The sequence below is a fragment of the Pseudomonas siliginis genome (assembly GCF_024072275.1).
In the GTDB taxonomy this organism is placed as follows: domain Bacteria; phylum Pseudomonadota; class Gammaproteobacteria; order Pseudomonadales; family Pseudomonadaceae; genus Aquipseudomonas; species Aquipseudomonas siliginis.
The window spans coordinates 5164941-5190514 of the sequence record NZ_CP099598.1 but is presented as its reverse complement, the minus strand read 5'-3'; the positions used below and the strand labels follow the sequence as shown (position 1 = coordinate 5190514).

Genomic DNA, 25574 nt, shown 5'->3' with positions numbered 1-25574 from the left:
GAACGCGGAGCGTCCCGGGCTGGATTCCCACGCAGAGCGTGGGAACGATCAGCATCGCAGGATCAGAAGAATCCCAACGGATTGATGTCGTAGCTCACCAGCAGGTTCTTGGTCTGCTGATAATGGTCGAGCATCATTTTGTGGGTTTCACGCCCGACGCCGGACTTCTTGTAACCGCCGAACGCGGCATGCGCCGGGTACAGGTGGTAGCAGTTGGTCCACACGCGACCGGCCTTGATCGCCCGGCCCATCCGGTAGGCGCGGTTGATGTCGCGGGTCCACAGGCCGGCGCCGAGGCCGAACTCGGTGTCGTTGGCAATCGCCAGGGCTTCGGCTTCGTCCTTGAAGGTGGTGATGCTCACCACCGGGCCGAAGATTTCTTCCTGGAACACGCGCATCTTGTTGGTGCCCTTGAGCAGGGTTGGCTGGATGTAATAACCGGTGGCCAGGCTGCCCTCGAGTTTTTCCACCTTGCCGCCGGTCAGCAGCTCCGCACCTTCGCCCTTGGCGATTTCCAGGTACGAGAGGATCTTGTCGAATTGCTGCTCCGATGCCTGGGCGCCGACCATGGTGTCGGTGTCCAGCGGGTCGCCACGTTTGATCTGGCTGACTTTCTTCATCACTGCCTGCATGAATTCGTCGTAGATCGATTCCTGCACCAGCGCGCGGGAAGGGCAGGTGCACACTTCGCCCTGGTTGAAGAACGCCAGCACCAGGCCTTCGGCGGCTTTTTCGATGAAGCTCGGCTCGGCCTGCATGATGTCTTCGAAGAATATGTTCGGCGACTTGCCGCCCAGTTCCACGGTCGACGGAATGATGTTTTCCGCTGCGCATTTCATGATGTGCGAGCCGACCGGGGTCGAGCCGGTGAAAGCAATTTTGGCGATGCGCTTGCTGGTCGCCAGCGCTTCGCCTGCCTCTTTACCGAAGCCTTGCACGACGTTGAGCACGCCCGGCGGCAGCAGGTCGCCGATCAGTTCCATCAGCACGCAGATGCCCAGCGGGGTTTGCTCGGCGGGCTTGAGCACCACGCAGTTACCGGCGGCCAGCGCTGGCGCGAGCTTCCACGCGGCCATCAGCAGCGGGAAGTTCCACGGGATGATCTGGCCGACCACGCCCAGCGGTTCATGGATGTGATAGGCCACAGTGTTGCCGTCGATTTCCGCAGCGCTGCCTTCCTGGGCGCGCAGGCAACCGGCGAAATAACGGAAATGGTCAGCGGCCAGGGGGATGTCGGCGTTGAGGGTTTCGCGGATGGCTTTACCGTTGTCCCAGGTTTCGGTGATCGCCAGCAGTTCGAGATTCTCTTCGATGCGGTCGGCGATTTTCAGCAGGATCAGCGAGCGTGCCTGCACGGAAGTGGCGCCCCATGCATCGGCGGCGGCGTGGGCAGCATCCAGCGCCTTGTCGATGTCTTCGGCGGTGGAGCGGGGGAATTCGGCGATTGGCTGGCCATTGACTGGCGAGGTATTGGTGAAGTACTGACCTTTGACCGGCGCGACGAATTCGCCGCCGATGTAGTTACCGTACTTGCTCTTGAACGAGACTTTGGCGCCGTCGGTACCGGGATGGGCGTAACGCATGATGATGTTCTCCTTGGCTTTGTACTTATTAGAGAAACGCGCAAGTGCGCTTGCTATAAGCGTAGAGCAAGGCTCGGGCCACTGCCGTGCAGGGCAGGCAAATCAAGGGCTTGGCCGGTTTGTCTCGGACGAATGGAGAGCCGCTGTGACGGTTTCGGTACAGCGCGCGTGACAATTTGTACCGGTTGCGACACAGCCCGTGACCGGACGGTCTTGCCAGCATTGCAATGCGTCGGTGGCTGGAGGATGCTGGGCGTCACCTCATGCTTTGGGCCGTCGCGCCCCGGGGAGAACAATAAGAAATGCACGACAACCATCTGAGTCGCCATGCCCGCCAGGTTCTCACCGTCACCCAGGGCAAACCGCACGTGCACGGCCCCGGCGCCGATCCATCGATCGCCCGTTCGTGGCTGCGTTGCCTTGAGGACTATCACCTCGATCCTTCTGTGACCATGGCGCCGACCGTGCTCGAGCATGGCCGGGTGCTGGAAAGTCGCGAACGTCTGCAGCAAGTGCTGCAAATCGCCGGCACCGAGATGAGCAGCCTGCATCAGCAACTGTCCGGCGCCGGCCATGCGGTGCTGCTGACTGACGCGCGCGGTGTGATCCTCAATTGCGTGACCGCGCCGGCCGAACGGAAGATTTTCGAGCGCGCCGGTCTCTGGCTCGGCGCTGACTGGAGCGAAGCCTGCGAAGGCACCAACGGCATCGGTACCTGCCTGGTCGAGCGTCAGGCGCTGACCATTCACCAGGACGAGCATTTTCGCGGCCGCCACACCGGGCTGACCTGCTCGGCGAGCCCGGTGTTCGATCCCCATGGTGAATTGCTGGCGGTACTTGATGTGTCCTCGGCCCGGCCGGACGTTTCACGCCAAAGCCAGTTCCACACCATGGCGCTGGTCAATCTGTCGGCGAAGATGATCGAGAGCTGCTATTTCCTGCGCTGTTTCGATAATCAATGGTTGCTGCGTTTTCATCTGCAGGCCGAGTCCGTCGGCCTGTTCAGCGAAGGGCTGCTGGCGTTTGACGGCGAAGGGCGGATCAGTGCGGTCAACCAGAGTGCGCTGAACCTGCTCGGGCATATTCGCGGTGGTTTGCTCGGGCAACCGGTGGAAGCGTTTTTCGACTGTTCGCTGGATGACCTGCTCGGTCGCGCGAGTGCCAACGCCAGCGCCAGTTGGCCGCTGCGCACCCGTGATGGCCGGCATCTGTTTGCCGTGTTGCGCGGTGAATCGCGCAAACCTACTGCCATTGTTCCAACGCCAATCACTGCTCCAGCGCCCCGCCTGTCCGGCATTTGCCTCGGCGACGAAGCGTTGCAGGCGGAGTTTCGCAAAGCCCTGCGCGTGTTCGAGCGCGACGTGCCGCTGTTGATCAACGGCGAAACCGGCTCGGGCAAGGAGGCGTTTGCCAAGGCAGTGCATCAGGCCAGCCAGCGCTGCGGCAACGCTTTTGTCGCACTCAATTGCGCGGCCATTCCGGAAAGCCTGATCGAGAGCGAACTGTTCGGCTATCGCGGCGGCAGCTTCACCGGCGCACGCAAGGACGGCATGCGCGGCAAGCTGCAACAGGCCGATGGCGGCACTTTGTTCCTCGACGAAATCGGCGACATGCCACTGGCCTTGCAGACGCGTTTGCTGCGGGTGCTGGAAGATCGGCAAGTGGTGCCGATTGGCGGTGAACCGCAAGCGGTGGACGTGCGCATCATCAGTGCGACGCACCGCAATTTGCTCGAACGAGTCGAGGACGGCAGTTTCCGTGAAGACCTGTATTACCGCTTGAACGGGCTGGAAGTGGCGTTGCCGGCATTGCGTGAGCGCAGTGATAAATCGCAGTTGCTGGACTTTCTCCTGGCCGAGGAGGCAGGGGGTGAAACGATCCTGATCGACGAAGCGGCGCGGCAGGCGTTGCTGGCGTTCGATTGGCCGGGCAATGTGCGGCAGTTGCGCAATGTCCTGCGTATGCTGGCGGCGTTGTGTGATGGCGGGCGGGTCGGCGTTGAGGATTTGCCGGTGATGATTCGGCAGGCGCGACCGGCGGCTGCGCCTGCGCAGATTGCCGCGCAGCCACTGGATGACGCCGAGCGTGTCGCATTGCTCAATGCGCTTGAGCAGACGCGCTGGCACATGACCCATACAGCGCAGCAACTGGGCGTAAGCCGCAACACCCTTTATAGAAAACTGCGTAAACACGGAATTGAGCGGCGTGTCAGCTGAAAGCCCTCACCCTAACCCTCTCCCAGAGGGAGAGGGGACTGACCGAGGTGTTTTGGCGATTTACGCCGACCTGAAATATCGAGCCGAACTAAAAATTTGAAAGCGACCGAGATCGGCTCCCTCTCCCTCGGGAGAGGGCTGGGGTGAGGGGCTGCGGTCTGAAGCCGTGCGCAGATGTAGCCGCCAACCCGTCTCCATCCTTCAGCTAAAGAGTGCCATTTCCCCCTCCCTACGCTAACCTGCGGCCATGTTTTACGAGGTCGACTATGCACATTCATATTCTGGGTATCTGCGGGACTTTCATGGGCTCGATGGCGGTGTTGGCCAAAGAGCTGGGCCATCACGTCACCGGCTCCGACGCCAACGTCTATCCGCCGATGAGCACGCAGCTCGAGGCCCAGGGCATTCAGCTGACGCAGGGTTATGACCCGGCACAGCTCGATCCGGCGCCGGATCTGGTGGTGATCGGTAATGCCATGTCCCGTGGCAACCCGGCGGTGGAATATGTGTTGAACAAAGGCCTGCCGTACGTCTCCGGCCCGCAGTGGCTGGCTGACCACGTGCTGCAAGGTCGCTGGGTGCTGGCCGTGGCCGGTACGCATGGCAAAACCACCACCAGCAGCATGCTCGCCTGGGTGCTGGAGCATGCCGGGATGAGCCCGGGTTTCCTCATCGGCGGCGTGCCGCAGAATTTCTCGGTGTCGGCGCGCCTGGGCGGTACGCCGTTCTTTGTGATCGAGGCTGATGAATACGACAGCGCCTTCTTCGACAAGCGCTCGAAATTCGTCCACTACCGTCCGCGCACTGCGATCCTCAACAACCTTGAGTTCGATCACGCCGACATCTTCCCCGATCTGCCAGCAATCGAGCGTCAGTTCCACCACTTGGTGCGCACCATTCCGAGCGAAGGGCTGGTCATCCACCCGACCACCGAGCCGGCCTTGCAGCGCGTGATTGAAATGGGCTGCTGGACCCCGGTGCAAACCACCGGCGCCGGCGGTCAGTGGCAGGTCAAGTTGCTCAGCGAAGACGGCTCGGCGTTCGAAGTAATGTTCGAAGGCGCGTCCCAGGGCACCGTCGAGTGGGAATTGACCGGTCAGCACAACGTCGCCAATGCCTTGGCCGCGCTGGCTGCGGCGCGTCACGTTGGTGTGGTGCCATCGATGGGCATCGCCGGTTTGAGCGCGTTCAAGAACGTCAAACGACGCATGGAGAAAGTCGCCGAGGTGCGCGGCATCACCATTTACGACGACTTCGCTCACCACCCGACCGCTATCGCCACCACGCTTGATGGCCTGCGCAAACGCATCGGCGACGCGTCACTGATTGCGATCATCGAGCCGCGCTCCAATTCGATGAAGCTCGGCGCCCACCGTGACGGTCTGCCGGACAGCGTGGTCGATGCCGATCAGGTGATCTGGTATGCCCCGGCCAACCTCGGTTGGGACCTCGGCGCCACCGCAGCGTTATGCACCGTGCCGTCCATCGTCAGCGATTCGCTGGAAGGCATCATCGAGCGCGTGAAGAGCCAGGCGCAGCCCGGCACCCACGTGGTGATCATGAGCAACGGCGGCTTCGGCGGCCTGCACGGCAAGCTCGCCGAGGCACTGCAATGAACAGTTTTTCCCAGGCCGGCGGCCCGGAACGCATCACCCTGGCGATGACCGGCGCATCGGGCGCGCAGTACGGCTTGCGCCTGCTCGATTGCCTGGTGCGCGAAGATCGCGAAGTGCACTTCCTGATCTCCAAGGCGGCGCAACTGGTAATGGCCACCGAGACCGATGTGTCCCTGCCGAACAAGCCGCAGATGATGCAGGCCTTTCTGACCGAATACACCGGCGCCGCTGCCGGGCAGATTCGCGTGTATGGCAAGGAAGACTGGATGTCGCCGGTGGCTTCGGGCTCCGGCTCGCCGGCAGCCATGGTGTTGGTGCCGTGTTCGACCGGCACGCTGTCGGCGATTGCCACCGGCGCCTGCAACAACCTGATCGAACGCGCGGCGGACGTTACGCTGAAAGAGCGCCGCCAGTTGATTCTGGTGCCGCGCGAGGCGCCGTACTCGAGCATTCATCTGGAGCACATGCTCAAGCTGTCGAATCTGGGCGTGACGATACTGCCGGCCTCGCCGGGCTTCTATCACCAGCCGCAGACCATCGATGATCTGATCGACTTCGTTGTGGCGCGGATCCTCAATCTGCTCGGCATCCCGCAGGACATGCTGCCGCGTTGGGGTGAGCATCACTTGAGCAGTGATGAATAAGCTGCTGGTGCTTGTGCTGGCCCTGCAATTGGCTGGATGCGCTACCGTGCGCACGCTGGATGCGGCCAAACCCGGCGCGCCGGTGGTGTATGCCGGGACGCGGCTGGATTTGTATGCGTTGAACGGCGGGTGTTGTGCGATGGACCGGTTCGGTGCCGAGGCGCCGAGCTATCCGGGAGTGGACCTGCCGGCCAGCGCGTTGCTCGATACGCTGTTGTTACCGTTGTCGTTGCTGACGGTGATTGGAGTAGGTTTTCAAGCGACTGGTGGATTGTAGCGACTGATCGTTCCCACGCTCTGCGTGGTAACGCATCCTGTGACGCTCCGCGTCACGCTTTTTAGGACGCAGAGCGTCCATGGCTGCATTCCCACGCAGAGCGTGGGAACGATCATCATGGGTGGATGGATTATTTGCCGAGCTTCCTCAGTTCATCCGATTCGATCACCCGCACGCCATCCTGTTCTTCCAGCGCCAGGCGCCACATCGCTCGCGCCAACTGGCACGCTTCGATGCCGTGGTATTTGCCCGGAATCAGCTTCGACAATGGCCCGGCCAGTTGCTCGACCAGGCGTGGTTCGGTGCGTTCGCCAAGCAACAGCGAAGGTCGGCAAATGGTCAGCTGCGGCCAGTTCTGCGCGCGCAGGGCCTGTTCCATTTCACCTTTGACCCGGTTGTAGAACACCGAGGAATTCGGATCGGCGCCAATCGCACTGATCACGATCAGGTGCCGCGCGCCCATCTCCCGCGCGCGCTTGGCGAACGCCACGACCATGTCCAGATCGACTGCGCGAAAGGCTTCTTCGGAGCCGGCCTGCTTGATCGTGGTGCCGAGGCAGCAGTAGGCGATATCGACCCGGCCACTGAGCTGCGGTAGAAACGCTTGCGGGTCGCCGACCGGGTTTTCCAGATGGGGATGCTCGGCCAGCGGCCGGCGCGAAGGGGCGAGGACACGGGTAATGGTTGGTTCGTTGAGCAAACGGTCGAGCAGATGTTCACCGGTCAGTCCGGTGGCTCCGGCAAGCAATACGTGCTGAGGCGTCAAGTACATAGTGTCTCTCCCTTGATACTGTTCAGCTTAGTTGCCTTTTTTCGCCGCGTCGTTCAATGCGCTGCTTTGCAACGCTTTGCGCGCCTGCTGTTTTCGCAGCAGCTGCCAATGCGACAGCACGGTTTTCGGCGCCCAGATCTGCGGCTCCGAGGCTTCGAAACCGTCGGCCAGCTCGCGTTCGGCAACGGTGGCCTTGGCCAGTTTGAATGCCTGTTCGAGGTCGTCGGTCTGGTTCAGCGCCTGGGCGAACAGCGCGTCGCCGAAATAGGTGAAGTTGGCTTCTTCCGAGCAACCGAACGACACCCGATCGGCGCGCGAGGCAGTCATGATCAGCGTGCGTTCGTCTTTCAGCGCCGGGATGAAACCGCCGGAATAGCACGAAGAAATCACGATGACCTTGTCGCGATGCTTCAGCGGCGCGAGCACGGCGGCGAGTTCATCGGCGGGCAGATCGGCGAGTTCCATGCGCGGCTGGTCGAGCACCAGTTCATGTTCGGCGGTGCCGTGGCTGGTCAGATAAATGAACAGCAGATCTTCCGGCCCGCTGCGTTCGGCGAGGGCTTGCGCGGCGCGGCGCAGGTTTTCGCGGGTGGCCATCGGCCGGTCGCCGAGATGATCGCGATGATTGACCAGGCGGATCTGGCCGTAGGCGCCGAAGCGCGTACTGAGCATGTTGGCGACGTAATCGGATTCACGCAGGAACACGCTTTGCTTGCCGTCGCCGCCGAGGGTCAGGGTGTACAACTCGACTGCCGGAGTCGAAGCGGGGATCGCCGTCAGTGCGTCGTCCAGCAACCGGCCCTGGGCGAGCAAGCCGAGTTCGAGAGTGTCGGGGAGTAACTTGCCGTCGGCGTCACGTACGCGTTGGCCGTTGATCCAGGTGCCGCTGAGCACGCTGCCATCGGTCAGCACCAGAGTACCGCGTCCTGAATAGCTGTCGTTGTCGAAGCCGCCGATGTAGAAGCTGCCATCGGCAAGGTTCAAGCGGCCCTGGCCGGTGAAGCGCCAGTCATTGAATACACCGATGTAATGGCTGCCATCAGCGCCGATCAGTTCGCCCTTGCCGGTCAGCGCGCCTTCCTTGAACTGGCCGAGCCAGACGTCGCCGTCGGCGTTCTCGTAGCGGCCTTTGCCGTGCAATTGATTGTTCTTGAAGCCGCCGACGTAGATATCGCCGTCGGCGCTGTTGTAAGTGCCGTTGCCCTCCAGTTGACCGTTGACGAAATGGCCCGTGAACGAATTGCCGCTGGCATCGCCGCGCTGGCCTTCGCCGTTGGGTTTGCCGTGGGCGAACTGGCCTTGATAGGAGCTGCCGTCGTCCATTTCCAGACGGCCGAGGCCGGAATACTGGTCAGCCTTGAACTCGCCGCGATAGGTCATGCCGTTTTCTTTCAGCGTACCTTCGCCATCGCGCCGGCCCTGCTTGAAACCACCGGTATAACTGCTGGCATTGGTGCTCAGGCTGCCCTGTCCATCAAACAGACCTTGCTGGAACTGGCCGCGATAGACCTCGCCGTTGCTGCCATGCCATTCGCCTTGCCCGTGCCACTGACCCTTGTCGAACTCTCCGGCGTACCAGCTGCCGTTGGGGTAGTCGACGCGGCCCTGACCTTGCAGCAAGCCGTCGACCAGTTCACCGCGATAGCGTCCGCCATCGGGCAGGCGCGCATCCGGCGGCAACAGCGATTCGCCGTCGCCGCAAGCGGTGAGCATCAGGGTCAGGGCAAGGGGTGCAAGTCGAGCGATTGAGCGCATAGCGGGATCCGGGCAATTAGGCGACCGAGTATGCCGCAGCTATGCGTCGCATATATACAGACGTGACGCGAAACAGCGTGCGCTGCTTCGCATCCGGGATGATCAGACGAAGCAGAGTGACAGCGGCTCGGCGATGTAGGCCGGTTTGTCCGAGCCTTCTATCTCCAGTGTCGCGGTGGCCTTGAGCAGCCACTGGCCGGGTTTTTTCTCGGTCACTTCGACCATGTCGACCTTCAGTCGGACTTTCGAATTGACCTTGACCGGCTGGATGAAACGCACGCTGTCCAGGCCATAGTTGACGACCATCTTCACGCCTTCGGGCAGCACGAGGATGTCTTCCATCAGTTTCGGCATCAGCGACAGCGACAGGAAACCATGGGCAATCGTGCTGCCAAACGGCGTTTGCGCAGCCTTGACCGGATCGACGTGAATGAACTGAAAATCACCAGTGGCTTCGGCGAACAGGTTGATGCGCTCCTGATCGATGGTGAGCCATTCGGAACGTCCAAGTTCCTTGCCGACATAATCTTTGAGCTCTGCAACGGGAACATAGGGCATTGAGACTCTCCTTGGGTTCATCGGTTTTATAGTTTTTCAGGGGGCGGATTTGACCGGCCTGCGAACCACTGTAGATCATCATGGCGATTTCCTCAGGTCAACCGACCATGCTTTTGGCGAATGCCGGTCCATAGCGCCGGCATGCTTATAATGCCGAGCCCCTGCTGGGTGAAATAGAAGACGGAGATGTCAGATGTTGTTACGTGGCCTGACCCTGCTGGTGCTGTTCCAACTGCTCGGCACGGCGCTCAATCATTTGCTGTTGCCGATATTGCCGGGGCCGATCATCGGGCTGCTGCTGTTGCTGGTGTTCCTGATCATTCGCGGTGAAGTCGGCGAGCCGCTGAATCAGGCGGCGGGCAGCCTGCTGCGTTATCTGCCGTTGCTGCTGGTGCCGCCAGCGGTGGGCGTGATGGTGTATGCCACGGCGATTGCCGCCGATTTCTGGGCGATCGTCGGCGCGCTGGTGGTCTCGCTGATCATGTCGATGGCCTTTGCCGGCGTGCTCATGCAACGGCTGGTCAAACGTCATGCGCCGCCGGCGGAGGAATCCTGATGCTGTTCGACTGGCAAGGCGCGTGGACCTCGGTGATTCATCATCCGCTGTTCGGCATTGGCATCACGCTAGGCGCTTATCAACTGGTGCTGGCGGCATTCGAGAAAACCCGCTGGATCTTTCTGCAACCGGTGCTGGTCTCCATGTTGTTGGTGATCGGTGTGCTGGTCGGCTGCGGCCTGACCTACGCGGAGTATCGCAAGAGCACCGAAATCCTCAGCATTCTGCTGGGGCCGGCCACGGTGGCGCTGGCGGTGCCGCTCTACCTGAATCTGCGCCGCATCCGGCAATTGTTCTGGCCGATTTTTACTACTCTGGTGATAGGCGGGGTGGTCGCAACGGGCATGGGCGTGGCGCTGGGCTGGTGGTTCGGTGCCGATCACATGATCCTGATGACCATGGCGCCTAAATCGGTGACGTCGCCGATCGCCATGCTGGTTGCCGAGCAGATCGGCGGTGTGGCGGCGCTGGCAGCGGTGTTTGTATTGATCACCGGGGTCATCGGCGCGATCTTCGGCCCGGCGCTGCTGACCCGCCTCGGCGTGCACAGCCCCGAAGCGCGCGGCATGGCGCTGGGCATGACCGCTCATGCGGTCGGCACGGCGGTGGCGATGCAGGAAAACGATGAGTGCGGCGCGTTCGCCGCGCTGGCAATGAGTCTGATGGGTGTGGCCACGGCGGTGTTCCTGCCGTTGGCGGTGTCGATGGTGGTGTAAGGAAATGTCTATGAGTCTGCCGCTTTTTCCGCTGAACACGGTGCTGTTCCCCGGCTGCAACCTCGATCTGCAGATCTTCGAGGCGCGCTACCTCGACATGATCGGCCGCTGCATGAAACAGGGCGTCGGCTTCGGGGTGGTGTGCATCCTTGAGGGCAGCGAAGTCGGCGTTGCGCCGGAAGGTTTTGCGCTGGTTGGCTGCGAAGCGCGGATCACCGATTTCCAGCAACAGGACAACGGCCTGCTCGGCATTCGTGTCCAGGGCGGGCGGCGTTTCACGGTGTTGCGCACCGAAGTGCAGCGCGATCAGTTGATCGTCGCCGACGTCGAATGGCTGGACGATGAGCCCGAGCAACCGTTGCAGGACGAGGACGCCGATCTGGTCGCGCTGCTCAAGGCGCTGGCCGAACACCCGATGGTCGAAGCGTTGGACATGGGCACTGAAGCCGCCGGTCAACAGTCACTGGCCAATCAGCTTGCCTACCTGTTGCCGTTCGCCGAAGAAGACAAGATCGATCTGCTGCAACTCGACGACCCTCAGCAACGGCTGGATGCGATCCAGGCATTACTCGACGAGTTGCAGGGCGAACTGTTCGCCTAGTTTCACTTGCAAAACGCATGACTCAAGGCGCAAACGAAGATCAGCGCAGGCCCAGCCTGACACGATGTTGAAACCGGCAGCGCACCGTCAGCTCATGTTGACCGGGATAAACAGACCTTCGCGGTCGACGCGCTCTTGCAGATCATTGAGCAGGCGCCATTGATTGCTCACCGAGTTGTAAACCAGCGTGCCCGCTGTCTCGGGTTTGTAGCCGATGTGGGTGACGTAGACCCGCGCGGCCAGTTCGTGGCGCTGTTTGTGCTTGTCGATATCCGTCAGCAATGCCTCGACACTGGCGTAGCCACGAGCATCGATCACATACAGCTGCAACACCTCAAACAACAGCGACACTTCATAAATGTTGCCGGCTGACGTCACCACACAAATGCACTCCACCGGAGTGTCATCCAAGATGTCCGGCAACTCTACCGTGACGCTGGCAATGCGCAGGCGGTTGCCCTGGAGCTGAATGTCGGCGCGCGTGACGGTTTCTGTCAGGGTACGGGTGAACAGATTCCATCTCGATGCATTGGCCGTTTTTGCCGCAGCGCCCGGTGTGGCCAGACGCAGGATGCTGTTGCTGGAGAGATAAACGTCGTAAGTCGCGCTTTTGCCTTCGAGCAGATAAATCCCGGTGTGCGGCCGCGATTCGATGACCACTTTGCTGTTCTGGGCGCCCAGTGATGGTTTCTCGCTGACCAGCGGGCGGATGAATGGATATTTTCCGTTGCGCCGCTTCAACCAGCTCCGCGAGCTGAGCACACGGATTCCGGGGTTTCTGGCGTCGTCCCGGTAATCGAACGCGGGCACCTGCACGCGGTATGAAACGTCATCCTGCATGACCAGCATGATGTCCCGGGCCAGAAGCGGTGTCGTGACCTTCAGGCTGTTTTGGCCACTGTAGCCCGTCGCGGCGGCAATCGTCTGGATCACGCCTTTGAAGGCCAGCACTCTGGATGGCAGCAGAATCGACAGGCTGATGTTGTTGTAGGTCAGGTGCGTATTGCCCGAAACACCCTGGCGCAATTCCACGCCATAGCTGACCACCACGTCGACGATCTCGCTGTCCTGGTAATCCAGGTAAATGGTACGGGCGCCGGTAGCGTCGCCTGTGGCGACGAATTCGACCCTGTGCTCGGTACGTGCGACGAAGTGGCGCCGCACGCCCTGACCGTCCAGCGCCACCGTGCCACCGTTGACGATTGCCGGGGCGGGTGCCGGCCGTCCGCTGACAGTGACGGCAACCTCGATGTCCTGACTCAACGCTTCTCCAGGTCGAGTGGGCAGTTGCGCGCGCAGTTCATAGCCATCGAGAGTGCGGAACACCCACCGAGCATTGTTCAATTGGCGCTGACCGTTGACTGTCCGATAGACGTTTTCAAGGGTCAGCACATGGTCGGGGTCGCTGCCGTCCCTGCCGCGCAAGGAGTTGACCACCAGTGAGGTGCCGATGATTTGCCAGCGTTGAATGACCGCCATCGGCCAGCCGAATTCGATCAGGCTCGAATGGTCGCCACACTCGATGATCGTTGTACGTGCATTGGTGTCGGCGATGTAATAGCGATCTTCGCCGCCGCCGCCCTCCACCGTGCACTCGGTACCAGAGATTGCGATCGTGTCGTTGCCGTCGCCGGCGCTGATGCGGTCGTAACCGTTGGCGGAAATCTGGTTGGGCTGGTCATTGCCCGTGATAGTGCTCGTGCCTTTGCGCAAGGTCGCAACGTTTTCAATAGAGGTCAGATGGGCGACTTCGAGGGTGTCGTTCGCAGAGTCCGGGCCGCGAAGTGAGACCTTGCCGGTCTGCAGATTGACGTCGTGACCGATGTAACGCGTGTCGGTAATCGGGCGGACGCCTTCGAACGCAACCAGGTCGTTGCCCGAACCGCCATCCAGCACATTGATGTGCGGCGGTTTGCTCGATCGATCCAGTTCCTGATCAGAGACTTCCTGGTAGAACGCATCATTTGTGTCGCCGCCCGTCAGTGCCTTATGGCCGTCGCGGTAAGTGAAGAGGTTGGGCCGCGCCTTGACGCCAACCACGCGGTCGTTGCCATCACCCAGACGCCAGAACACGCCTTTGCCTTCGCCTGGGCTGCCGCTGATCATGCCTTTGAGGTTGTCGGGTAATCCGAGGCTCGCGTCGACTGCATCGTCGCCGCCAACGATCACCGCCTGGCTGTCGAGTTTGAACGGCAACTGCCCGGCGCTTTCGTCCCACTGGTAACGCCACAGTTCGACAGGGCGCAGTTCAGCGCGAAACGCGCCATTGACGACCTGTGCGATGGAGTCCTTGTAAGCACCGGCCAGCATGTCTTGCGCCGACAGTTCGAGCTGTTTTCCATAGTCACTGTAAAGCCTGGACAGTTTGAAGCGATCCATCACCTCGGTGTCCAGTTCCTTGCCGGTGAAGGCGAACCATCCCGAGCGCAGACGCTCGAGTGTCGTCAGTTCGATGTAGTCGTCGATATCGTCGACGACCCTGGCGGCCTGATAAATCATCGATCCGCCGATGAGCAGCGCAGCGGCCGCAAGGCCGAGCGGGCCGGCAACGCTGCCGAAGCCGGCCAGCGCGGCGACGCCCAGCACCAGGCTGATACCCGCGCCCGCTACACTCAGGGCACCGCTGAAATAATGATCCTGAGCTTGTTTGCCCGATGTTGCGGCGGCGGCGTTGAAGGATTTGATCGCGTCAACGATGTCGAACGGCAAGGTAATCGCGCTGGCGAACAGTCCCGCACCACGGCTCATGTATTTGCCGATTGAGGTCAGCGCAAAACCCCTCAGCACGTTGCTGCCCTGAGTCAGCATCGCCTGGCCTGTTCTGGTCAGGCCCTGCTCGATGATCAGCGAGCCGAGTTCTGCAGCGATGGATCCGCCGTAGTACAGCATTTCCAGTGCCTCGCCTTTCTTGATCGCATCGGTCAGCGCCATGTAGCTGCTGTAGATGCCGAAGGCTTGCATGCCGACGCCTGCGCCGCTCATCAGATAGCTTTTGCTCTTGTTGATCCAGCCCGGTGTGTTTTCAAACGCGTCCGCACGGTGGATTTCCAGCTTTTGCGCAGCCTTGCCCAGCTTGTTGAGACGATCCATGGCGCTGCCGGAAACCAGTGGTGTATCACTGATGAACAGTGGGCCGGCATCAATCGAGCGCTTGCAGGCAATTTCGTAGAACAGCATTGCCGCTATGTCATTGGCGGGGAAATCCACGGCCTGCAAGCGCGACTGCACCTGCGCCGATTGAAAATTGAGTCGGTCGAGAAACGCCTGATCCACGCTCTTCATGTGGGCGTTCGCCGCACTGACCGGTTGACCGTCAATGGTCGCCCCCAGTGCCTGCAATTCGACCCGACTGATCATGATCTCACCGATGCGTAGCAGGCCCAGATGCTTGTCCAAGGCTTTGAGGGTCTTGCGAAGCGACGGATCAATGTCAGGCGCCTGCGTCTGATTGCGCATATGGGTGGGCGGCGCATGGGGATTCGCCGAGACGTCGATGGGGGTAACTTCAAGTGCGCGAACGTGGGCGATATGGGTCGCAGGGACAATGAGTTTCGAAACGTATTAATCCTTTAATGGTGTGCATGAGGGTGCCGGTCTCCTGTCCGGCGTTGTATGGCGTGCCCGGTTCAGGGCCAGGCGATGTCGTATGCAAACTCGTTTTTATTGCCCGACAGCTTGAGGATTGGCAGTCCTGCCGCTTCCGCTTTGTCGATCAGTCGGTCGTATTGGAATTTGTTGGCGTGCCCGGCATGGGTCGCCGCCTCAATGCGCTCAGCGTCCGCGCCGGCCTGTTCTTTGATGTCTGCGACCCTGGCGCCTTTGCTCAGGTCTGTGTTCAGTAACCAGATACGCTCGGCTGGAACTCCGCTGCGGGTGACCGAAATCAGCCCCTCGAAATCGTCGGAGGGAAACCAGGTCGGCGGGTTCTCACGCGCAGCGGAATTGAACGCCATGTTCTCTTCGTGCGGGACGACTTCCAGATTGCGCGTGTCGAGGGCGTACATGAACATTTCTGTCTGCCGCGTGCGCGAGGACCGATAACCCCGCTCGTGATCCCAGGCGACGGGACTCTCAGGATCAGACCAGTCGGATGAGGAACTGCTTGAATCATCGGCGTCGCTTGCGCCGCTGTCTGAGCTGCTGTCACCCGCGTCGCGCCCCGGATATTTGTGGGTCTGGCTGTTGAAGCGCAGGTATGCGGGATCGGGGGCGCTGGCATACATCTGGCCCTGCTCGAGACTGAACGTCGCGCTGATCGGCTTGTGCGTGGTGGCGCCGGGTTCGTGGTGGTAGCGGGGCAGCATGGTGCCGTCATTCGCCAGCTCGAACGGCGTGCGCTCGTCACCGCGAAACAGTGCCGGGATGTCCGTGCGATACAGGCAATTGTGTTTGTTGCGCAGGTAACCGAGCTGTTTCAACAGCGCCTCGCGGACCTCGGGGGTCAGGCCTTGTTCGGCGTCGTACCAGTCGTGGCGGGCATTGTGCTTGAGGTTGAGCTGCTCGACCGCATCCTTGGCCAATTGCTCAAAGCGTTGCGGGTGGGTGATGTCATTCAACAGGCGCTTGTGCGCCAGTGCCCAGGCTGGAATCGCCAGATGGTTGCTCATCTCCTGCTGCAAGCGGGTCAACTGCCTGGGCAGCAGATTGAACGATTGCAGAAAGGCTTCGCGCTCTGCACGGCTCATCTGCGGATGCAGCCAGCGCAGTGAGTCGCGCAGCAGATCGGTCAGCGGATTTCCGGTGGTTGTGGGATGTGCCCACTGTGGCGGCATGCCGCTGGCCTGAGCTTCGACACGAAAGCGCGCGATGTCCTGGCCCTGCAAGCCATATAGCTGCCAGATCTCATGATCGGTCCACTGTTTGAGGTGGGTCGGCGACGCCGCGAATCCCCCCGACGGAGGATCTACCGGAATGAAATTGCCAAATGAATCCCTGAAGGCGAACAGGGGGGGGTCTGTGCGCGCTGCAAAAAGCGGATGCATTTCGTAGTAACCCTGAGCATCCGGCGAACGCCCCGATGGACTGTAACGGCTTTGATTGATGGGCGTTGTCGCGGGGGCGAGCCGCGCTCGCTTCGGCGCGGGTTGTTCGGTCAGGCGCCAGGTGGGGCTGTCTGCGTTTTTATACAGAGGCGGCCCGGAGGGCACGCGCTCGGTCAGCAACTTGCTGCGCCATGCGCCGGTTTCATCCACGCCGACGTGAGTGGTTTGCAAAGCGCCCTGATATTCGACGTCGACGAACTTTCTGCCAACGACCCAGCGAAATCCATCGGGGTCAGCGGGCTTCATCCCACGCAGAAAAGCCTCTGACAACCAGTAATCGTTTATTGAAGTGGAATGTTCCGAACGATAAGCGCCGTGTGTCGGTAACTGAAAGATTTCGATCGCCGGAAGTCTCGGGTTTGCATCGGCGAGGGGGCTGCCGGAAGTTGTTGTGGGCAGCGTCTGGTCGTGACCACCGGTCCTTCTCGATATTTCAACGGCGCTGGCATCGATCAAGGGGCGATGTGGTGCCGGTGCGTGCGGATCAGTTTGATGCGGCGTTGTAACAGGCGTCTTGCGGGGTATCTTTGGACTCATGAATAACTCGACAAAGAATGAATTGATAAATGCCTCGGCAGAACTTCAATGCCGGGTCCGGATAAATATTGATTGTTGGCAAGTGCTCAAGCCGGGCGGAATGAACTCACGGATTTTCTGTTGCGCGAAATACTTCGCCACCGTGTTCCGGCTGGACTATGTAACGCTAGTTTGGCGTCAATTGGGAATGCGGAAATGTCGGTTTTATAACCAGGAAAGTTAACCGGGGGAGAGGAAGTTTGCGTAGGTAATCAACGCCGCTCTTGTCGGAATATTCCAAAAGAGCGGCGTATAAAAAATCCGGCTTGTGAGTTGTCTGTTTTAGTAGGCGTAACGCAACAATGTATGTGGCAAGTGGCGCAGTACGAAGAAGCCGAACAGAGCAACCATCGATGGCAGGATCAGCCACCAGATCTTGAACGGCATTGCATTAAGGGACGCCTGACGTTGGCTCAACCACAGCATCGCAGCACACACACAACTGGCGAGCATCGCCCCGGCCAATATGTCGGTTGGCCAGTGCGCGCCCAGATACACCCGCGACAGGGCGATAGAGAGTGCCGGGATGCAGGCAATCAGCAGCCAGGTCAGGCGCATGCGCGGCGGCTGACCGCGCCCGGCCAGCACGCCCAGCGTCAGGAACAGAGCGAACGCGCCAGAAGCGTGGCCGCTGGGCATGCTGTAGGTGGTCAATGGATCGCTGAGCACTTCCGGGCGCACCCGGGCGAAAAAATACTTGGTTCCGGTATTGGCCATTGCGGTGACCAACATGGTGGCGCCCGCGAACATTGCCTGGCGCCACTGCTTGCACAGCACCAGCAGAATGACGAGCAGGGCACTGAACAGCAGCATGTTGCGGAATTCGCCGATCAGGGTCAGCGTCACGGCGATTTCGTCCAGCGCTGGCTGGCGGTGCTCCTGCACCAGGGTCATCACGCCGTTGTCGAGCGCGGTGAGGTATGGATAGCCGATGAACAGACCGATCAGGATCAGCAGGCTCATGCCGCCGATCCAGATCGTCGCGCGACGATGGCGGCGCACGCTGCTGTTGACGCTCAGGCCGACCATTACCGCGATGCTGGCAGCCACGATCCCGGCCTCCAGCCAGAAACCTTCAGGCAATGGCAGGCGGAACGCCGCGCCCGTGGCCCAGCCCGGCAACAGATAAGCCAGGCTCCAGCCAGCAGCGGCCAGCAGGCTGACGGCGAAAAAACGCGGGAAGGGCATGTCGCACATCCCGGCGACCATCGGCAGCATTGGTCGTAGCGGGCCGATGAAACGCCCGACCAGCAAGCTGGCGATGCCATAGCGCTGGAAGTACGACTCGGCGCCGGCCATCCATTCCGGGTGATGGCGCAGGCCCGGCAGGCGGCGGATGTTCTGATGGAAATGCCGCCCCAGGAAGTACGAGATCAAGTCGCCGAGGATGCCGCCAAGAAAGCCCAGCAGCAGCGTTTCGCTCAATGACAGCGCGCCACTGCCGGCCAGTACCGCCACGCCGAACAACAGCACCGTGCCCGGCACGATCAGCCCGGCGATCGCCAGACATTCCACGCACGCGACGATGAACACCGCTGCGGCCAACCACTGCGGATTGGCGCCGAGCCATCCGGTGATGCTATCGAGCCATGGGCCCATACAGAAAAACTCCAGACTATTGATGATTCCGGTAGGAGCTGCCGCAGGCTGCGATCTTTTGATCTTGTTTCTTTAAAGCAGAATCAAAAGATCGCAGCCTGCGGCAGCTCCTACAGGGGTAAGCGTTTACAGAAGGAAATAATCCCGGCCTTCGACCTGACCCCGTCGCAGCGGGTTCCGCGTGCACCATTGCGCATACGCAGCGTCAACGAAGCGATACATCAAGTGTTCATCACGGCCCAGCGGAATGCCCAACCGGGTGGTTTGAATGATCTGCGCGGGTGGCGGTCCCGGGTCCTCGACCAGCAACAGTTCATGATCGAAACGCTTGGCGTCCCACATCGGCACTTTCAAACCCAGCGCCTTGCACAGCAGGGTCTGTCCGGCGCAGAGCTTCTGCGTCGGACGCGGTCGGCCCTGGGCATCGGGATTGTTCAGCAGCATCTGCGCCAGACTCGCCGGACCGCTCACTTCATCGACCCACGGATAGGCGGATTTGATCAGCACCGCATTGCCCGGCCCCTGCGCACTGAAGTTCAGCGAATCACCGCCGCGTGCGTAGTACATATAGATGTGGCCGCCATCCAGAAACAAAGCCTTACGCTTTTCTGTATAGCCGAGCGAGGCGTGGCTGCCTTTTTCCGCGCAGTAATAGGCTTCGGTTTCGATGATTCGCGCACTCAGCCACAGATCGCCGACGCGATGGCGGATGACTTTGCCGAGCAGCGCCTGCGCCAGCACCTGGGCGTCGCGGTCGAAAAAACTGTCCGGCAGGCCCACGGGCAGGCGCGCGGACTCGGGGCAAAGGGGCACGTTGGTCATGATGGGCAAGGTTTATCCAGGCTCAAGAGGTCGTGATGATAACAACGCTGAGCTTAATTACGTCTGAACGCCGGCCAAACGCAGCTCATTTCGACCATCCGCCCGTCACCGCTGTTAGTCCCGGGACGCGGCAGCTATAATCTGCCGCTTTCCTCTTTGCCAAGACCCCAGCAGACCATGACTGAGTCCGTTCTTGACTACATGACCCGATTGGGTCGCGCCGCCCGCGCTGCCTCCCGGGTCATCGGTCGCGCCAGCACCGCGCAGAAAAACCGCGCCTTGCAGGCTGCCGCCAATGCTCTGGACGCTGCGCGCGCCGAGCTGGCCGCCGCCAATGAGCTGGATCTGGCTGCCGGTCGCGCCAACGGTCTGGAGCCGGCGCTGCTGGAGCGTCTGGAACTGACCCCGGCACGCATCGACGGCATGATCGTCGGCTTGCGCCAGGTCGCTGCACTGGCGGATCCGGTCGGCGCGATTCGCGACATGAGCTTCCGTCCGTCGGGTATTCAGGTCGGCAAGATGCGCGTACCGCTGGGCGTGATCGGGATCATCTACGAATCCCGCCCGAACGTGACCATCGATGCCGCCAGCCTCTGCCTGAAGTCCGGCAACGCGACCATCCTGCGCGGTGGCTCCGAGGCAATTCATTCCAATCGCGCGATTGCCGCGTGCATTCAGCGCGGTCTGGCCGAGGCCGAACTGCCCGCCGCCGTGGTGCAAGTGGTGGAAACCACCGACCGTGCCGCCGTAGGCGCGCTGATCAGCATGCCGGAATACGTCGACGTCATCGTGCCCCGTGGTGGCCGTGGCCTGATCGAACGCATCAGCCGCGATGCTCGCGTACCGGTGATCAAGCACCTGGACGGCATCTGCCACGTTTATGTCAGCGAACACGCCGATCTGGCCAAAGCCCAAAGCATCGCCTTCAACGCCAAGACCTACCGTTATGGCATCTGCGGCGCGATGGAAACCCTGCTGGTCGATCAGGCCGTTGCCAGGGATTTCCTGCCTTCGATGGCTACGCAGTTCCGCGAAAAAGGCGTCGAGCTGCGCGGTTGCGAGCGCACCCGGGCGATCATCGAAGCGGTCGCGGCCAGCGAAGACGACTGGCACACCGAGTACCTGGCGCCGATTCTGTCGATCCGCGTGGTCGACGGTCTGGAGCAGGCGATCGAACACATCAACCATTACGGCTCCCATCACACCGACTCGATCGTCAGCGAAAACCTCGCTGACACCCGCCGGTTCGTGGCGGAAGTCGACTCGGCCTCGGTGATGATCAACACGCCGACCTGCTTTGCCGATGGATTTGAATACGGATTGGGTGCCGAGATCGGCATTTCTACTGATAAGCTGCACGCCCGCGGCCCGGTCGGGCTCGAGGGGCTGACCTGCGAGAAGTACATCGTGGTCGGCGATGGCCAGTTGCGCGGCCAGGCGACGGTCTGACTTGACCGACCTCGACCTGACAGCGCCGCACACCGGCAGCGAGTCGCGCCCGCAACGCATTGGCGTGCTGGGCGGTACGTTCGACCCGGTGCACATCGGTCATTTGCGTGGCGCGCTGGAAGTTGTCGAAGCGCTGGCGCTGGATGAGTTGCGCCTGATGCCGAACGCGCGGCCGCCACATCGCGGTACACCCCAGGTGTCGGCGCAGGACCGGCTGGCGATGGTCGAGTGCGCGGTGGCCGGATTGCCGCCGCTGGTGGTGGACGCCCGCGAATTGCAGCGGGACAAACCGTCCTGGACCATCGATACCCTGGAGTCGCTGCGCGCAGAGATGCCCGCCGAGACCCAGGTTTTTCTGCTTTTGGGCTGGGACGCATTTTGCGGCCTGCCCACTTGGCACCGCTGGGAAGAGTTGCTCCAGCATTGCCACATCCTGGTGCTACAGCGCCCGGACGCCGACAGCGAACCGCCGGATGCCTTGCGCAACCTGCTGGCAGCGCGTTCGGTGAGCGACCCGCTGGCCCTGAAAGGGCCGAGCGGACAGATTGCATTCGTCTGGCAGACACCGCTCGCGGTTTCCGCCACCCAGATCCGTCAACTGCTGGCCAGCGGTAAGTCGGTACGTTTCCTGGTGCCCGACGCGGTCCTGGCCTACATCGATGCGCACGGTCTGTACCGTGCGTCGAACTGAACAAGGCGCGCTTCACCGATACGGATCACCGTATCCCCAAGCCGCCGAATACATGAGCAAAACGAGTTACATATGACTGATAAAGATCTACCGAAAGTAAAGCGCAAAGGCACGTTCAAGAGCGCACCACTGCCGGAAGCCGTCAACACCAACGAGCCGCTCAAGGGCGACGAACTGGTCAAGATTGCCGTCGCCGCGCTGGAAGACGTCAAGGCCCAGGACATCCAGATCATCGATGTGCGCGACAAGCAGAGCATCACTGACTACATGATCATCGCCACCGGTACCTCCAATCGCCAGATCAACGCGATGCTCGACAAGGTCCGCGAGGAAGTGAAAAAGCAGGGCGCCAAGCCGCTGGGCGAAGAAGGCAAGGGCGACAGCGATTGGGTACTGCTCGACCTCGATCTGGTGATCGTGCACATGATGACTGCCTCGGCGCGTCAGTTCTACGACCTGGAGCGCCTGTGGGCCGGTGCCGAGCAAAGCCGTGCGGCCGATGCCAAGCACCACAGCCCGGAAAACACCCACGAGCATTTCACCAAGCTCAACAAAGACCAGTTCTAAGGGATTGCTGTGCGACTGCGCCTGATCGCCGTCGGTTCACGCATGCCCAAGTGGGTGGAAGAAGGCTGGCATGAATATGCCAAGCGTCTTCCGTCCGAGCTGGCGCTGGAACTGGTGGAAATTCCGCTCAACACCCGTGGCAAGAATGCCGACGTGGCCCGTTTCATCCGCCAGGAAGGCGAAGCCATGCTGGCCAAGGTCGGGCACAACGAGCGGGTCGTCACGCTGGAGGTTCACGGCAAGCCGTGGAGCACCGAGCAACTGGCGGTCGAACTCGATCGCTGGCGCCTGGATTCGCGCACGGTCAACTTCATGGTCGGCGGCCCGGAAGGGCTGGCACCGGAAGTCTGTGCCCGCGCTGACCAGCGCTGGTCGTTGTCGCCGCTGACCTTGCCGCACCCGCTGGTGCGGATCCTGATCGGCGAACAGTTGTACCGTGCCTGGACCGTGTTGTCCGGCCACCCTTACCACAAGTAAGCCTGCCCTCATGTCTCAGCCGATCCGCATCAAGGACCACGAAAAGGACGCCCGTCTGGTGCGCAGCCGTGTCGTGTTCGGTGCGATCGTGATTGTGGCGCTGATCTGTGTGCTGATCGCGCGTCTGTATTACCTGCAGGTGATCCAGTACGAGTACCACTCGACCCTGTCGGAAAACAACCGCGTCCACGTGCAGCCGATTCCGCCGACGCGCGGGCTGATTTTCGATCGCAACGGCGTGGTCGTGGCCGACAACCGGCCGAGCTTCAGCCTGAGCATGACCCGCGAGCGCTCCGGCGACTGGCAACAGGTGCTCGACGTCATCGTCGAGGTGCTGGAGCTGACGCCCGAGGACCGGGTGATCTTCGAGAAACGCATGCGTCAGGGCCGTCGGCCGTTCGAGCCGGTGCCGATCCTGTTCGAGCTGACCGAAGAGCAGATCGCCCGCATTGCGGTGAACCAGTTCCGCCTGCCCGGGGTGGAAGTGGTCGCGCAACTGGTCCGGCATTACCCGCAGGGCGCGCATTTTGCGCATTCGGTGGGCTACATGGGGCGGATCAACGAGAAAGAGCTGAAGTCGCTGGATCCGGTCAACTACAGCGGCACCCACCACATCGGCAAGACCGGCATCGAGCGTTTCTACGAGCCGGAATTGCACGGTCAGGTCGGTTACGAGGAAGTCGAGACCAACGCCCGTGGCCGCGTATTGCGCGTGCTCAAACGCACCGATCCGATTCCCGGCAAGGACATCGTCCTGAGCCTCGACATCAAGTTGCAGGAAGCCGCCGAGGCCGCGCTGGGCGGGCGCCGTGGCGCGGTGGTGGCGCTCGATCCGAAAACCGGCGAAGTGCTGGCGATGGTCAGTCAGCCGAGTTTCGACCCCAACCTGTTCGTCACCGGTATCAGCTTCAAGGCCTACGCCGAGTTGCGCGATTCCATCGACCGGCCGTTGTTCAACCGCGTGCTGCGCGGTCTGTACCCGCCGGGCTCGACGATCAAACCGGCGGTGGCAATTGCCGGTCTCGACGCTGGCGTAGTCACGGCTTCGAGCCGGGTGTTCGACCCGGGCTATTACATGCTGCCCAACTACGACCACAAGTATCGCAACTGGAATCGCACTGGTGACGGCTTCGTCGACCTCGACACGGCGATCATGCGTTCCAACGACACCTACTTCTATGACCTGGCGCACAAGCTCGGCATCGATCGGCTGTCGACCTACATGAACAAGTTCGGCATCGGCCAGAAGGTCTCGCTGGACATGTTCGAAGAGTCCCCGGGCCTGATGCCGTCCCGCGAATGGAAACGGGCGACGCGCAAACAGGCGTGGTTCCCCGGCGAAACCCTGATTCTCGGGATCGGCCAGGGCTACATGCAGTCGACGCCGCTGCAACTGGCCCAGGCCACGGCGCTGGTGGCCAACAAGGGCATCTGGAACCGTCCGCATCTGGCCAAGTCCCTCGACGGGGTCAAGCCGGTGGATGAAAACCCGATGCCGAACATCATCCTGCGCGACCCGTCCGACTGGAACAAGGTCAACCACGGCATGCAGCAGGTGATGCACGGTGCCCGTGGTACCGCGCGCAAAGCGGCGATCGGCGCGCAATACCGCATCGCCGGCAAGTCCGGTACCGCGCAGGTGGTGGCGATCAAGCAGGGCGAGAAATACGACCGCTCCAAGGTCCAGGAACGCCACCGCGACCACGCGTTGTTTGTCGGCTTCGCCCCGGCCGATGACCCGAAAATCGTCGTGTCGGTGATGGTCGAGAACGGTGAGTCCGGTTCCGGCGTTGCCGCGCCCGTGGTGCGCCAGGTCATGGACGCCTGGTTGCTCGACCAGGACGGCCACCTGAAAGCCGAGTACGCCAGCCCTATCACTGCGGAGGCCCCGGCCCGTGATGAATAACTTCGATCGCATGCTCTCCAGCGAGGATGTGATGCGTCGCCGCGCGACGTTGCTGCAAAGACTGCATATCGATGGCCCGCTGTTGATCCTGTTGCTGATCCTCGCCGCCGGCAGCCTGTTCGTGCTGTATTCGGCCAGCGGCAAGAGCTGGGACCTGCTCGGCAAGCAGGCCACGTCGTTCGGCATCGGCCTGGTGGCGATGATTGTCATCGCCCAGTTCGAACCGCGTTTCATGGCGCGCTGGGTGCCGCTCGGTTATGTGATCGGCGTGATATTGCTGATCGTCGTCGACATCATGGGCCACAACGCCATGGGCGCCACGCGCTGGATCAACATCCCCGGGGTGATCCGCTTCCAGCCCTCGGAGTTCATGAAGATCCTGATGCCGGCGACCATCGCCTGGTATCTGTCCAAACGCACCTTGCCGCCGCAGCTCAAGCACGTCGGCATCAGCCTGATGCTGATCGGCGTGCCGTTCATTCTGATCGTGCGCCAGCCGGATCTGGGTACCTCGCTGCTGATTCTCGCCGGTGGCGCCTTCGTGCTGTTCATGGGCGGCCTGCGCTGGCGCTGGATTCTCAGCGTATTGGCGGCGGCGGTGCCGGTGTCGGTGGCGATGTGGTTCTTCGTCATGCACGACTATCAGAAGCAGCGTGTCCTGACTTTCCTCGACCCGGAAAGCGATCCGCTCGGCACCGGCTGGAACATCATCCAGTCGAAAGCCGCGATCGGTTCCGGTGGCGTATTCGGCAAAGGCTGGCTGCTCGGCACCCAGTCACACCTGGACTTTCTCCCGGAAAGCCACACCGACTTCATCATTGCCGTGCTTGGCGAAGAGTTCGGTCTGGTGGGGATTTGCGCGCTGCTGCTGATCTATCTGTTGTTGATCGGTCGCGGGCTGGTGATCACCGCTCAGGCGCAAACGCTGTTCGGCAAATTGCTCGCCGGCGCGTTGACCATGACTTTTTTTGTTTACGTTTTCGTCAACATCGGTATGGTCAGTGGCCTGTTACCGGTCGTGGGGGTGCCGTTGCCGTTCATTAGCTACGGAGGAACTTCGCTGGTGACGCTGCTGTCAGCGTTTGGGGTTTTGATGTCGATCCATACCCATCGCAAGTGGATCGCACAGGTTTGAATAAGGTGAAGAGTGC

At 61.4% G+C, this 25574-nt stretch carries 21 protein-coding genes; 13 read left to right on the top strand and 8 right to left on the bottom strand.

Going from position 1 to position 25574, the window contains the following annotated elements:
* Positions 1-62: 62 nt before the first annotated feature.
* Complete coding sequence (gene exaC, locus NF676_RS23825) at positions 63-1583, bottom strand: acetaldehyde dehydrogenase ExaC (RefSeq protein WP_024014465.1); 1521 nt, start codon at positions 1581-1583, stop codon at positions 63-65.
* Between the two features lie 302 nt (positions 1584-1885).
* Between exaC and NF676_RS23820 the strand changes: the two genes are divergently transcribed.
* The 4 genes from NF676_RS23820 to NF676_RS23805 all read left to right on the top strand — a co-directional run bounded on the left by NF676_RS23820 (position 1886) and on the right by NF676_RS23805 (position 6336).
* Positions 1886-3799: a sigma-54-dependent Fis family transcriptional regulator gene (locus NF676_RS23820; RefSeq protein ID WP_252886856.1), complete on the top strand. Its 1914-nt coding sequence runs from the start codon at positions 1886-1888 to the stop codon at positions 3797-3799.
* 266 nt (positions 3800-4065) lie between these two features.
* The gene (gene mpl, locus NF676_RS23815; RefSeq protein WP_252886855.1) at positions 4066-5415 is read left to right on the top strand and encodes a UDP-N-acetylmuramate:L-alanyl-gamma-D-glutamyl-meso-diaminopimelate ligase; all 1350 of its coding nucleotides are present in this window, start codon (positions 4066-4068) and stop codon (positions 5413-5415) included.
* Positions 5412-6059 carry a flavin prenyltransferase UbiX gene (ubiX, locus tag NF676_RS23810; protein ID WP_252886854.1) on the top strand — a complete coding sequence of 216 codons (648 nt, stop codon included), beginning with the start codon at positions 5412-5414 and terminating at the stop codon, positions 6057-6059. The genes mpl and ubiX overlap by 4 nt, the downstream gene beginning before the upstream one ends.
* Positions 6052-6336 (top strand): YceK/YidQ family lipoprotein, encoded by a 285-nt coding sequence (locus NF676_RS23805; RefSeq protein WP_024014461.1) that lies wholly within the window; start codon positions 6052-6054, stop codon positions 6334-6336. The genes ubiX and NF676_RS23805 overlap by 8 nt, the downstream gene beginning before the upstream one ends.
* Before the next feature lie 130 nt (positions 6337-6466).
* Here NF676_RS23805 and NF676_RS23800 read toward each other — a convergent pair whose 3' ends face one another.
* The 3 genes from NF676_RS23800 to NF676_RS23790 form a co-directional block, all read right to left on the bottom strand.
* Positions 6467-7108 carry an oxidoreductase gene (locus tag NF676_RS23800; RefSeq protein ID WP_016773010.1) on the bottom strand — a complete coding sequence of 214 codons (642 nt, stop codon included), beginning with the start codon at positions 7106-7108 and terminating at the stop codon, positions 6467-6469.
* A gap of 27 nt (positions 7109-7135) precedes the next feature.
* Positions 7136-8863 carry a C13 family peptidase gene (locus tag NF676_RS23795; RefSeq protein ID WP_252886853.1) on the bottom strand — a complete coding sequence of 576 codons (1728 nt, stop codon included), beginning with the start codon at positions 8861-8863 and terminating at the stop codon, positions 7136-7138.
* Positions 8864-8965: 102 nt separating this feature from the next.
* Entirely contained in the window at positions 8966-9421 is a 456-nt protein-coding gene (locus NF676_RS23790) for a MaoC family dehydratase (protein ID WP_016773011.1), read from the bottom strand.
* A 193-nt stretch (positions 9422-9614) separates the two neighbouring features.
* On the opposite strand from NF676_RS23790, the gene NF676_RS23785 reads away from it, so the two are divergent.
* Genes NF676_RS23785 through NF676_RS23775 form a run of 3 tightly spaced genes read left to right on the top strand, consistent with a single transcriptional unit; the run spans position 9615 to position 11294 of the window.
* Positions 9615-9977 carry a CidA/LrgA family protein gene (locus tag NF676_RS23785; protein WP_252886852.1) on the top strand — a complete coding sequence of 121 codons (363 nt, stop codon included), beginning with the start codon at positions 9615-9617 and terminating at the stop codon, positions 9975-9977.
* A complete protein-coding gene (locus tag NF676_RS23780; RefSeq protein ID WP_236168742.1) occupies positions 9977-10693 on the top strand; it encodes an LrgB family protein in 717 nt (238 codons plus the stop codon). Before NF676_RS23785 ends, NF676_RS23780 begins: the two co-directional genes overlap by 1 nt.
* 10 nt (positions 10694-10703) lie before the next feature.
* Positions 10704-11294, top strand: coding sequence for an LON peptidase substrate-binding domain-containing protein (locus tag NF676_RS23775; protein WP_095181907.1), 591 nt, complete (start codon positions 10704-10706; stop codon positions 11292-11294).
* Positions 11295-11381: 87 nt separating this feature from the next.
* On the opposite strand, the gene NF676_RS23770 is transcribed toward NF676_RS23775, so the two are convergent.
* The 4 genes from NF676_RS23770 to NF676_RS23755 all read right to left on the bottom strand — a co-directional run bounded on the left by NF676_RS23770 (position 11382) and on the right by NF676_RS23755 (position 19333).
* Complete coding sequence (locus tag NF676_RS23770; RefSeq protein ID WP_252886851.1) at positions 11382-14750, bottom strand: calcium-binding protein; 3369 nt, start codon at positions 14748-14750, stop codon at positions 11382-11384.
* A gap of 170 nt (positions 14751-14920) precedes the next feature.
* Positions 14921-16873: a hypothetical protein gene (locus tag NF676_RS23765; protein WP_252886850.1), complete on the bottom strand. Its 1953-nt coding sequence runs from the start codon at positions 16871-16873 to the stop codon at positions 14921-14923.
* A 321-nt stretch (positions 16874-17194) separates the two neighbouring features.
* The gene (locus NF676_RS23760; RefSeq protein ID WP_041477718.1) at positions 17195-18511 is read right to left on the bottom strand and encodes a bifunctional DedA family/phosphatase PAP2 family protein; all 1317 of its coding nucleotides are present in this window, start codon (positions 18509-18511) and stop codon (positions 17195-17197) included.
* A 126-nt stretch (positions 18512-18637) separates the two neighbouring features.
* Complete coding sequence (locus NF676_RS23755; protein WP_041477719.1) at positions 18638-19333, bottom strand: DNA-3-methyladenine glycosylase; 696 nt, start codon at positions 19331-19333, stop codon at positions 18638-18640.
* A 177-nt stretch (positions 19334-19510) separates the two neighbouring features.
* Between NF676_RS23755 and NF676_RS23750 the strand changes: the two genes are divergently transcribed.
* The 6 genes from NF676_RS23750 to rodA all read left to right on the top strand — a co-directional run bounded on the left by NF676_RS23750 (position 19511) and on the right by rodA (position 25558).
* Positions 19511-20782 carry a glutamate-5-semialdehyde dehydrogenase gene (locus NF676_RS23750; RefSeq protein ID WP_252884883.1) on the top strand — a complete coding sequence of 424 codons (1272 nt, stop codon included), beginning with the start codon at positions 19511-19513 and terminating at the stop codon, positions 20780-20782.
* Complete coding sequence (gene nadD, locus NF676_RS23745) at positions 20751-21473, top strand: nicotinate-nucleotide adenylyltransferase (protein ID WP_024014451.1); 723 nt, start codon at positions 20751-20753, stop codon at positions 21471-21473. Before NF676_RS23750 ends, nadD begins: the two co-directional genes overlap by 32 nt.
* A gap of 72 nt (positions 21474-21545) precedes the next feature.
* Complete coding sequence (gene rsfS, locus NF676_RS23740; RefSeq protein ID WP_016773024.1) at positions 21546-22040, top strand: ribosome silencing factor; 495 nt, start codon at positions 21546-21548, stop codon at positions 22038-22040.
* Between the two features lie 9 nt (positions 22041-22049).
* Entirely contained in the window at positions 22050-22517 is a 468-nt protein-coding gene (gene rlmH / locus NF676_RS23735; RefSeq protein ID WP_095181903.1) for a 23S rRNA (pseudouridine(1915)-N(3))-methyltransferase RlmH, read from the top strand.
* Between the two features lie 10 nt (positions 22518-22527).
* On the top strand, positions 22528-24423 hold the full coding sequence (mrdA, locus tag NF676_RS23730; protein ID WP_041477721.1) for a penicillin-binding protein 2: 1896 nt from the start codon (positions 22528-22530) through the stop codon (positions 24421-24423).
* 31 nt (positions 24424-24454) lie between these two features.
* Complete coding sequence (rodA, locus tag NF676_RS23725) at positions 24455-25558, top strand: rod shape-determining protein RodA (protein ID WP_050977864.1); 1104 nt, start codon at positions 24455-24457, stop codon at positions 25556-25558.
* Positions 25559-25574: the final 16 nt, after the last annotated feature.

Coding starts and splice junctions, on each gene's coding strand:
- exaC (WP_024014465.1), bottom strand. CDS start 1,583: ATGCGTTACGCCCATCCCGGTACCGACGGCGCCAAAGTCTCGTTCAAG.
- NF676_RS23820 (WP_252886856.1), top strand. CDS start 1,886: ATGCACGACAACCATCTGAGTCGCCATGCCCGCCAGGTTCTCACCGTC.
- mpl (WP_252886855.1), top strand. CDS start 4,066: ATGCACATTCATATTCTGGGTATCTGCGGGACTTTCATGGGCTCGATG.
- ubiX (WP_252886854.1), top strand. CDS start 5,412: ATGAACAGTTTTTCCCAGGCCGGCGGCCCGGAACGCATCACCCTGGCG.
- NF676_RS23805 (WP_024014461.1), top strand. CDS start 6,052: ATGAATAAGCTGCTGGTGCTTGTGCTGGCCCTGCAATTGGCTGGATGC.
- NF676_RS23800 (WP_016773010.1), bottom strand. CDS start 7,108: ATGTACTTGACGCCTCAGCACGTATTGCTTGCCGGAGCCACCGGACTG.
- NF676_RS23795 (WP_252886853.1), bottom strand. CDS start 8,863: ATGCGCTCAATCGCTCGACTTGCACCCCTTGCCCTGACCCTGATGCTC.
- NF676_RS23790 (WP_016773011.1), bottom strand. CDS start 9,421: ATGCCCTATGTTCCCGTTGCAGAGCTCAAAGATTATGTCGGCAAGGAA.
- NF676_RS23785 (WP_252886852.1), top strand. CDS start 9,615: ATGTTGTTACGTGGCCTGACCCTGCTGGTGCTGTTCCAACTGCTCGGC.
- NF676_RS23780 (WP_236168742.1), top strand. CDS start 9,977: ATGCTGTTCGACTGGCAAGGCGCGTGGACCTCGGTGATTCATCATCCG.
- NF676_RS23775 (WP_095181907.1), top strand. CDS start 10,704: ATGAGTCTGCCGCTTTTTCCGCTGAACACGGTGCTGTTCCCCGGCTGC.
- NF676_RS23770 (WP_252886851.1), bottom strand. CDS start 14,750: ATGCGCAATCAGACGCAGGCGCCTGACATTGATCCGTCGCTTCGCAAG.
- NF676_RS23765 (WP_252886850.1), bottom strand. CDS start 16,873: ATGAGTCCAAAGATACCCCGCAAGACGCCTGTTACAACGCCGCATCAA.
- NF676_RS23760 (WP_041477718.1), bottom strand. CDS start 18,511: ATGGGCCCATGGCTCGATAGCATCACCGGATGGCTCGGCGCCAATCCG.
- NF676_RS23755 (WP_041477719.1), bottom strand. CDS start 19,333: ATGACCAACGTGCCCCTTTGCCCCGAGTCCGCGCGCCTGCCCGTGGGC.
- NF676_RS23750 (WP_252884883.1), top strand. CDS start 19,511: ATGACTGAGTCCGTTCTTGACTACATGACCCGATTGGGTCGCGCCGCC.
- nadD (WP_024014451.1), top strand. CDS start 20,751: ATGGCCAGTTGCGCGGCCAGGCGACGGTCTGACTTGACCGACCTCGAC.
- rsfS (WP_016773024.1), top strand. CDS start 21,546: ATGACTGATAAAGATCTACCGAAAGTAAAGCGCAAAGGCACGTTCAAG.
- mrdA (WP_041477721.1), top strand. CDS start 22,528: ATGTCTCAGCCGATCCGCATCAAGGACCACGAAAAGGACGCCCGTCTG.
- rodA (WP_050977864.1), top strand. CDS start 24,455: ATGCGTCGCCGCGCGACGTTGCTGCAAAGACTGCATATCGATGGCCCG.